General features: G+C 62.4%; 7 protein-coding genes. 4 read left to right on the forward strand and 3 right to left on the reverse strand.

Features of this window, described 5'->3' with window-relative positions:
* Nucleotides 1-1,275, reverse strand: a 1,275-nt coding sequence (locus tag ACIQ17_RS27985; protein WP_398472647.1) for a FecR domain-containing protein, incomplete at its 3' end; no start/stop codon positions are given.
* A gap of 566 nt (nucleotides 1,276-1,841) precedes the next feature.
* Here ACIQ17_RS27985 and ACIQ17_RS27990 point away from each other — a divergent pair.
* Nucleotides 1,842-2,501 (forward strand): transglutaminase-like cysteine peptidase, encoded by a 660-nt coding sequence (locus tag ACIQ17_RS27990; protein WP_398472648.1) that lies wholly within the window; start codon nucleotides 1,842-1,844, stop codon nucleotides 2,499-2,501.
* A 101-nt stretch (nucleotides 2,502-2,602) separates the two neighbouring features.
* A complete protein-coding gene (locus ACIQ17_RS27995; protein WP_398472649.1) occupies nucleotides 2,603-3,442 on the forward strand; it encodes an SDR family NAD(P)-dependent oxidoreductase in 840 nt (279 codons plus the stop codon).
* A 103-nt stretch (nucleotides 3,443-3,545) separates the two neighbouring features.
* Here ACIQ17_RS27995 and ACIQ17_RS28000 read toward each other — a convergent pair whose 3' ends face one another.
* Nucleotides 3,546-4,769 (reverse strand): LLM class flavin-dependent oxidoreductase, encoded by a 1,224-nt coding sequence (locus tag ACIQ17_RS28000; protein WP_398472650.1) that lies wholly within the window; start codon nucleotides 4,767-4,769, stop codon nucleotides 3,546-3,548.
* A gap of 194 nt (nucleotides 4,770-4,963) precedes the next feature.
* Here ACIQ17_RS28000 and htpX point away from each other — a divergent pair, with 194 nt between their 5' ends.
* A complete protein-coding gene (gene htpX / locus ACIQ17_RS28005; RefSeq protein WP_398472652.1) occupies nucleotides 4,964-5,896 on the forward strand; it encodes a zinc metalloprotease HtpX in 933 nt (310 codons plus the stop codon).
* Nucleotides 5,897-6,036: 140 nt separating this feature from the next.
* Here the strand turns inward: htpX and sthA are convergent, their stop codons facing one another.
* On the reverse strand, nucleotides 6,037-7,431 hold the full coding sequence (gene sthA, locus ACIQ17_RS28010; RefSeq protein WP_398472653.1) for a Si-specific NAD(P)(+) transhydrogenase: 1,395 nt from the start codon (nucleotides 7,429-7,431) through the stop codon (nucleotides 6,037-6,039).
* A 215-nt stretch (nucleotides 7,432-7,646) separates the two neighbouring features.
* On the opposite strand from sthA, the gene ACIQ17_RS28015 reads away from it, so the two are divergent.
* On the forward strand, nucleotides 7,647-7,880 hold the full coding sequence (locus ACIQ17_RS28015; protein ID WP_398472654.1) for a pentapeptide MXKDX repeat protein: 234 nt from the start codon (nucleotides 7,647-7,649) through the stop codon (nucleotides 7,878-7,880).
* Nucleotides 7,881-7,930 lie beyond the last annotated feature (50 nt).

Raw genomic sequence — 7,930 nt, forward strand, 5'->3', positions numbered from 1 at the left:
GTAGGGAATCGCCGTGTCGCCGGCATCGGGGTCGGTGATGGTGACCCGCTCACCGATATTGAAGTTATTGCTGTCCACCGGCAGCATCACGACGACCGACGCGACGGTCACCGTCGGTGCGCTGTTGAAGCGCGTGACGAAGACATCGATCTGAGGCGTGTTGCTATCAAAGCCGGGCAGCTTGATCGGCACCCGATAGGGCTGACCTGGGAAGACTTCAGGCAGCGGAGCGAATTTCAGCGGATCCGGAGCGGTGCCGGAATTGGGATCTGACGGCGTCGAGCCACCACCGCCGTTGCTGCGCGGATTGGCGCTCGGTACATAGTTCGGGAAATACTGCTGCAGTGTCTGCTGGATGATGGCCTGCGCGATCGGCGTCAGCGGCTCGGCGGTGCCCACATTGACATCGCCGCTGCCAGTGATGGAGGTCACCTGGCCGGCCTGGTTCACCGTGCCCATGATGGCGCCGGTGTTCTTGTTGTAGAGCACATAGGAGCCGGTGCGGCCCGTCGGCTCCACCAGCACCTGGAATTTCGCCGGCGGAGCCGCGCCCTGACCGGGCACTTCGAAGCCGATCTCGACCAGCACGGCGGTGCCGCGAATGCCCATGGTCGCCACTGGCGTATCGACGCGCATGTCGCCGTTCTTCGCTGTCTCGCCAGCGACGAAGGTGATGGTGCCCTGGATCAGGCTCAGCAGCGAGGAGTTCGACGACCCGTTGGGATCGTAGACCATCTCGTTCAGCACCATGCGGGCATTGGCCGACAGGCCGAACACCGTGCCGTCGATGAAGGTGAGGGTCAGCGAGGAATCCGCACCGGCCTGGACGACGTCTCCCTTCTGCACATTGTCGCCGGCATTCAGGTTCACCGAAACGCCATTGCGGATCGCGATGACGGTGCCTGCCAGCTTGCTGACGGAGCCGATCACTTGGGCGGCGGTACCGGCCGCGCCGCCAGCCTGTGCCGTCTGCACCTCGCCGACCAGCGCCTTGACCAGATCGGGCGACAGCGTCGCACCATCGGGCGAGCTCAGCCCCTTGCGCAGTGGTCCTTTGAAATAGTCGGGAATGACGTGGTCATGGCCGTCCTTGGACAGGACGAGATCGGCACCGCGGCGCGCAAAGTCGCCGGAAAACAGCAACTGGGCGTCTTTGACGATAATGGTGGAACTGCCGGCATGAGACGGCGTGGCGATGGCCGTTGCGGCCTCGCTCCCATCATCGTTGCTCGAGCCCTCAAACAGCCCGAAATCAGACGTCCCGGCGTAGGTCAATGCTCACGCTCGTCGGTAATAATTTGATAAGGATAAAGCCATGCATATCACCAAGGGGTGCAATGCGAAAGTGGACGTCTACGCATGTGAACGGGTTGCGGCGCCGACGCCTTCTGCCGGATGCTATGCCTTTGATCGGATTGTTAACTTCGCATTAACCACGAAGCCAGTCTGAATACCGGTCGTCTCCCCACAACTTGAGCGGAGCTGGAACGAAGTCGCTCCGGTATAATGGCACCTCTCTTCAGGAGCCAAGACACCCTTTTCCTCGCGATCGTTCAAATTGTCACTAAATGCGAGACGCCGGTTTAGCCCCGTTTGGTGAAACCGCCGAGCTATGGCCGTCATTTAACGAGGCGGCAAACACCCGCGCCCATGCTGCCCGGCATCAATGATCCTGGCACGTGCGAGCGGGGGCTTGCCGATGACCCGGACGGGACGGGGCGTTTCAGATGTTTGAAGCCAATTTCTCGCGCCGGATATGCGCAGCATTCTTCGTGTGTGGACTGACAATTGCTGGGGGCGGTGCCGTCGCCGCACCGATGATGCCATTTCAGGCGTCGGACATGTTGCGCTCTGCCGAGCCATTTTCCCGCCCTGCGGTCACGCTGCCGGACAACAACGCGCTGAGTGAAAAATGGCGCGCGGTCGAGCGTCAGATTGACGACGAGATGCTCGTTCTCGCCATCTGCGAGGAAGATCGCAGCAAATGTGCATCGCCCTTGGCGGAGAAGTTTCTCGATATCGTCGCCGCCGGCAAGGCAAAGCAGGGGCGTGCCCGTGCTGGCGAAATCAATCGCGCGCTGAATCTCGCAATCCGTCCCAACAGCGATCTCGCGCTGTATGGTGAAACTGATGTCTGGCGCGCGCCACTGGATTTGCTCGCCGTCGGTGCCGGCGATTGCGAAGATTACGCGATCGCCAAATTCGTCGCATTGCGTGCCGCCGGTTTTGCACCCAGCGATCTCCGCCTCGTGATCATGCGTGACACGTTGCGTCAGGAGGATCACGCCGTGGCTTCGGTTCGCCTCGATGGCCGCTGGTGGCTGCTCGACAATCGCCGCATGGCAATGGTGGAGGACGTGCAGTTGCCCAATCACCACCCGCTGTTCGTGCTCGATCTGAATGGCGTGCGCCACTATCGCGACGCGCCGACCATGGCTGGCGCCCAGATGCGCATGCCGGAGCCGGCCGAGTTGTCGAGATTCCCGCGACCTCCCAAATAGCGCTGCCGCTATCGTTCGCGGCATCCTCCGAAATACACCTTGCGCCGGCGCTGGACTCCGGCATCAAATGCTTCCCATAAAATCAAAATGGGGAAGCGCTCATGGGACGTCTGGATAACAAGGTCGCGGTCATCACCGGGGCGACCAGCGGCATCGGCTCGCGCACAGCAGAGATTTTCGTCGAGCAGGGGGCGAAAATTGTCATCGCGGGCCGTCGCGCCGCGGAAGGCGAGGCGCTGGCCAGGCAGCTTGGCACGGCCTGCCGCTTCCTGCAGACCGATGTCACCGACGAAGCGCAAATGAAGGCGCTGATCGCACATGCCGTCGATCATTTCGGTCGTATCGACTGCCTGTTCAACAATGCCGGCGGCCCTGCCCAGACCGGTGGCATCGAAGGGCTTGATGTTGATCGGTTCGACGCCGCGATGGCCACGCTCGTGCGCAGTGTCATGCTCGGCATGAAGCACGCCGCGCCGCATATGAAGAAGCAGGGCTCGGGCAGCATCATCAATAATGGCAGCATCGCCGGTCGGCTCGCGGGGTATTCGTCCTCAGTGGTCTATGGCGCCGCCAAGGCGGCGGTGATCCATCTCACCAAATGCGTCGCCATGGAGCTGGGCGAGAGCGGCGTCCGCGTCAACAGCATCTCTCCCGGTGCCATTGCCACCGGCATTTTCGGCAAGGCGCTCGGATTGTCGGTTGAAGCCGCCGACAACACGGCTGCGAAGATGCGCGAGGTGTTCAAGGCCGCCCAGCCGATCCCGCGCGCCGGCCTGCCGGACGACATCGCTCATGCCGCGGTCTTCCTCGCGAGCGACGAATCCAGTTTCGTCAATGGCAATGACCTCGTCGTCGATGGCGGCGTCACCGGCGGACGCAACTGGAGCCAGCAGCAGGCCGGCTATGTCGGCATGCGGCAGATGTTCGGGACGGCGGAGTAAACGTAGCCCGGATGAAGCGCAGCGCAATCCGGGGACAGCGGGCATAATTGAAAACGCGGTCCCCGGGTTACGCTGCGCTTCACCCGGGCTACAAACGACGACCTCACCCCTTTCGCAAATCCGGAGCATTCACCGTCGGGATCGCGACACGTCCCGGCCCTGTCAGTGGCAGGGCCGCTGCGGCTTTGTCGTTCTGCATGATCTTTGCCATGACGGCCTGACCGGCGCGCTCGAACACCTCGCGGTTCTCGATCACCCAGGTCTGCGATTTGCGCAGACTGGCGATATAGCCGTTGATCTCCGGCACCACGTAGCGCGCCACCATGTCCCAGCTGCGTCGGGTACTTTCCGGATTGGCCCAGTCGTGGACGAAGCCGATGATGGTGCCGACGCCGCCGCTCACCTGCATCAGGTTCTTGATGGTCTTGATGAGATCGTCCGGCGTCCCGATCGTGGACGCAGCATTCTCGCCGCCCGCTGTCTTCTCCACGGCGTCTTCCGGCGACTTGAACGGCGCGAGCCCCGGCCGCTGCAGCGTCTTCACCGTGTATTCGTTGTGCCAGCGCATCAGGCCCGGCCCGGCTTCGCGCGCCGCCTGTTCGCGTGTCTCGGCGATGTGCCAGCTCAGCAGCACGCGCCAGTTGGCGCGATCCACCGTGGTGCCGTGCTTCTTCGCCGCATCTTCCGCAAAGCCCCATTGCGTCGGCAGCGCCATCAGCCCCTGCGTCGACATCGAGCCCAGCGAAATGATGCCGATGCCGTATTTCCCGGCCAGTGTCATGCCCGACGGCGAGATCTGTGACGCGACCACGAAGGGCATTTCCTCCTGCAGCGGCAGGATCTGCAGTGCTGCGTCATTCATGGTGAACCAGTCGCTCCTGGCAGTGACGCGCTCGCCCCTGAACAACCGGCGAATGATGTCTATCGCCTCATCCTGACGGTCGCGCTGGGTCATCGGATCGATGCCGAGCGTATGTGCATCGGAGGCCAGCGCGCCCGGCCCGGAGCCGAAAATCGCCCGTCCGCCGGTCATGTGGTCGAGCTGCACCATACGCTGCGCGACATTGTAGGGGTGGTGATAGGGCAGCGAGATGACGCCGGTACCGAGCCGGATACGTTTGGTGCGCTCGCCTGCGGCGGCCAGAAACATCTCGGGCGAGGCGATCATCTCCCAGCCGGATGAATGGTGCTCGCCGCACCAGAATTCGTCATAGCCGAGTGAATCCAGCTGCTCGACCAGATCGAGATCCCGTCGGAATTGCAGCATCGGATGTTCGCCGATGGGATGATGGGGAGCGAGAAAGGCGCCGAACTTCACGCGAGCCATGGATGTTTCCTCTTTGTAATGTTTTTGCTTGGGAGCCAGCCTAGAGGCGCCAAGGCGTCCGTCAATGCATTTACCGGCATGGCCGCGACGCGCTGCCGCATCGTCCCGTCTTGCGGAACAATCAGCACCATCACCATTTTATGCCTGCACCGCAGCGCATTCGTTTCCGGTTGTGCGCGGGGGCAGGAGGACCAATGAGCTACTTCAAGACCGCAATTCTGCTGGCCGGCATGACCGCCCTGTTCATGGGCGTCGGCTATCTCATGGGCGGCGCGTCGGGCGCGATGATCGCACTGGTGGTCGCTGCCGGCATGAACATGTTCGCCTACTGGAATTCGGATCGCGCGGTGCTGTCGATGCACGGTGCCCAGCCGGTCGATGCGCGCAACGCGCCGGACCTGTATCGCATGGTCGGCGAGCTCGCCCACAATGCCGGCCTGCCGATGCCCAAGGTCTATATCATGGACAATCCGCAGCCGAACGCGTTCGCCACCGGTCGTAATCCGGAGAATGCCGCCGTCGCCGTCACGACGGGCCTGATGCAGCAGCTCTCGCGCGAAGAACTCGCCGGCGTGGTGGCGCATGAGCTTGCGCATATCAAGCATCACGACACGTTGCTGATGACCATCACCGCCACCATCGCCGGTGCGATCGGCATGATTGCCCAGTTCGGCATGTTCTTCGGCGGCAACCGCAACAACAATGGCCCGGGCGTCATCGGCCAGATCGCGCTGATGATTCTGGCGCCGCTGGCCGCCATGCTGGTGCAGATGGCAATCAGCCGTACGCGTGAATATGCGGCGGACGAAATGGGCGCGCGGATCTGCGGCCAGCCCATGTGGCTCGCTTCGGCGCTGGCCAAGATCGAGAATGCCGCGCACCATATTCCGAACGAGGATGCGGAGCGTTCGCCGGCCACGGCGCATATGTTCATTATCAACCCGCTGTCGGGCCGCGCCATGGACAATCTGTTCACGACGCATCCGGCGACTCAGAACCGCATCGCGGCCCTGCAGCAGCTCGCGCAGCAGATGGGCGGGCAGGGCGGCTATGTGCAGCAGCGTCCAGCAGCCCCGGCCGCGACCGGTCCGTGGAACGGCGGCCAGCGCAAGGGGCCGTGGGGTTAATGCACACATGTCGTCGCCCGGCTTGACCGGGCGACCCAGTAAGCACGGACTTCAACGGCTTCGACACAACTGTCATCGGATACTGGATCGCCCGCTTTCGCGGGCGATGACATATCAGGGTGGGATGTGCGCACCCCTGCCTATTTCGCCGTCATCCTGTTCCAGGCGTCCAGCCCGGCGATCTTGTAGGCCTCAGCCAGCGTCGGATAGTTGAACGTGTTCTGGATGAAATAATCGATCGTGCCTTTGAGGTTCAGCACGGCCTGGCCGATATGGATCAGCTCCGTCGCGCCTTCGCCGAGGATATGCACGCCGAGCAGGCGCTTGGTGCGGGTCGAGAAGATCATCTTCATCATGCCGCTGTTCAGCCCCATGATGTGGCCACGCGAGGTCTCGCGGAAACGGGCGATGCCGATTTCGTAGGGAATGCCTTTCTCGCGCACTTCCTCTTCGGTCAGGCCGGTGGTCGAGATTTCCGGCACCGAATAGATGCCGTAGGGGAAGAACTCCGGCGGCACATGGGCATCGATGCCGAGCGCGTGACAGGCGGCAACGCGGCCCTGCTCCATCGAGGTCGAAGCCAGTGACGGAAAGCCGATCACATCGCCGGCTGCATAGATGTGCGGGACATTCGTCTGCATCGTTGCGGGATCGACCTTGATGCGGCCGCGATGATCGACTTCGATCCCCGCCGCGTCGAGCTTGAGCGCGTCCGTGGCGCCGACACGGCCGGCAGCGAACAGCAGCATGTCGGAGGTGACATGGCGGCCGTCGGATAGATCGGTAACGATGTGTCCGCTCTCCGCGATCCTGACAGCTTCGACCTTTGAACCCAGCCGCAATGCGACATTGCGGTCGCGCAGCTCGTGCATGAATTCGCCGATCAGCTCCTTGTCGATGAAATCGAGGAAGCTCGATCGCGGTTCGATCAGTGTTACTGCCACGTCGAGCGCGCTGAAGATGGTCGCATATTCGACGCCGATGACGCCGGCGCCGACAACGGCGAGGCTGCGCGGGAGTTTTGGCAGTTCGACGACTTCGTCGCTGTCGAGCACGGTGCTGCCATTGAAGGGCACATAGTCCGGTCGGAATGGTCGCGTGCCGCAAGTGATGAGGATTTTTGCGCCGGTGACTCGTTTGACGTCGCCGCGCTCCGATACGATGTCGATCTCATGCGGGCCGGCAAAGCGCGCTTCGCCATTGGCGGTACGCACGCCGTTGCGGCTGAACTGATGCTCGAGCACTTCCACTTCGTGATTGAGCGTCTTGTGCAGCCGCGCGATCAGGTCCTGCGCACCGATATCCTGCTTGACGCGATAGCCGAGCCCGTAGAAGCCGCGTTCGCGCCAGCCGGAGAGATTGAGAACGGTTTCGCGCAGCGTCTTCGAGGGGATCGTGCCCGTATGCACGGAGACACCGCCGACCCGTCGTCCCTTTTCCACGACCAGCACCGACTTGCCGAGCTTGGCGCATTGAATGGCGGCGCGGCGGCCCGAAGGGCCGGAGCCGATGACGATCATGTCGTAGTCATGCATGGGCAATGTCTCGGAGGGAAATGGGCGACTGCAAAATTCATGCAGCAATCAGGCCAGATGCGGTGGGTACGAGCGTTCGTCGCCAGCCCTACAACAGATTTGCGACAGTCCTTTGGCTCGCGGTCTGTAACATCTTTGGATTCGCCACGTAGCACTTGTGAGGGCGTGTTGTTGGACATGGCGTCGCGGCAACGTCCCGTCAGGAGAGAACCATCATGAAGACGACGATTCTTGCAGCGATCTGCGCCATCGCCCTCGGCACCGCGCCTGCCGCCTTCGCACAGACCGGCACCGGCATGCAGAAGAGCGACGGCATGGCCAAGAGCAGTGGTGCTCAGGGCATGTCGAAAGATGGCATGGCCAAGGATGGAATGTCGAAAGACGGCATGAAGAAGGATGCCATGCAGAAGGACGGCATGAAGAAAGACAATATGATGAAGAAGAACTGAGGCTGCTGCCGCAGCCGTGGTGGCCCGGATGGCGCATCGCGCGATCCGGG

Origin of the sequence: Tardiphaga sp. (assembly GCF_044340795.1) — a bacterium.
In the GTDB taxonomy this organism is placed as follows: Bacteria; Pseudomonadota; Alphaproteobacteria; order Rhizobiales; family Xanthobacteraceae; genus Tardiphaga.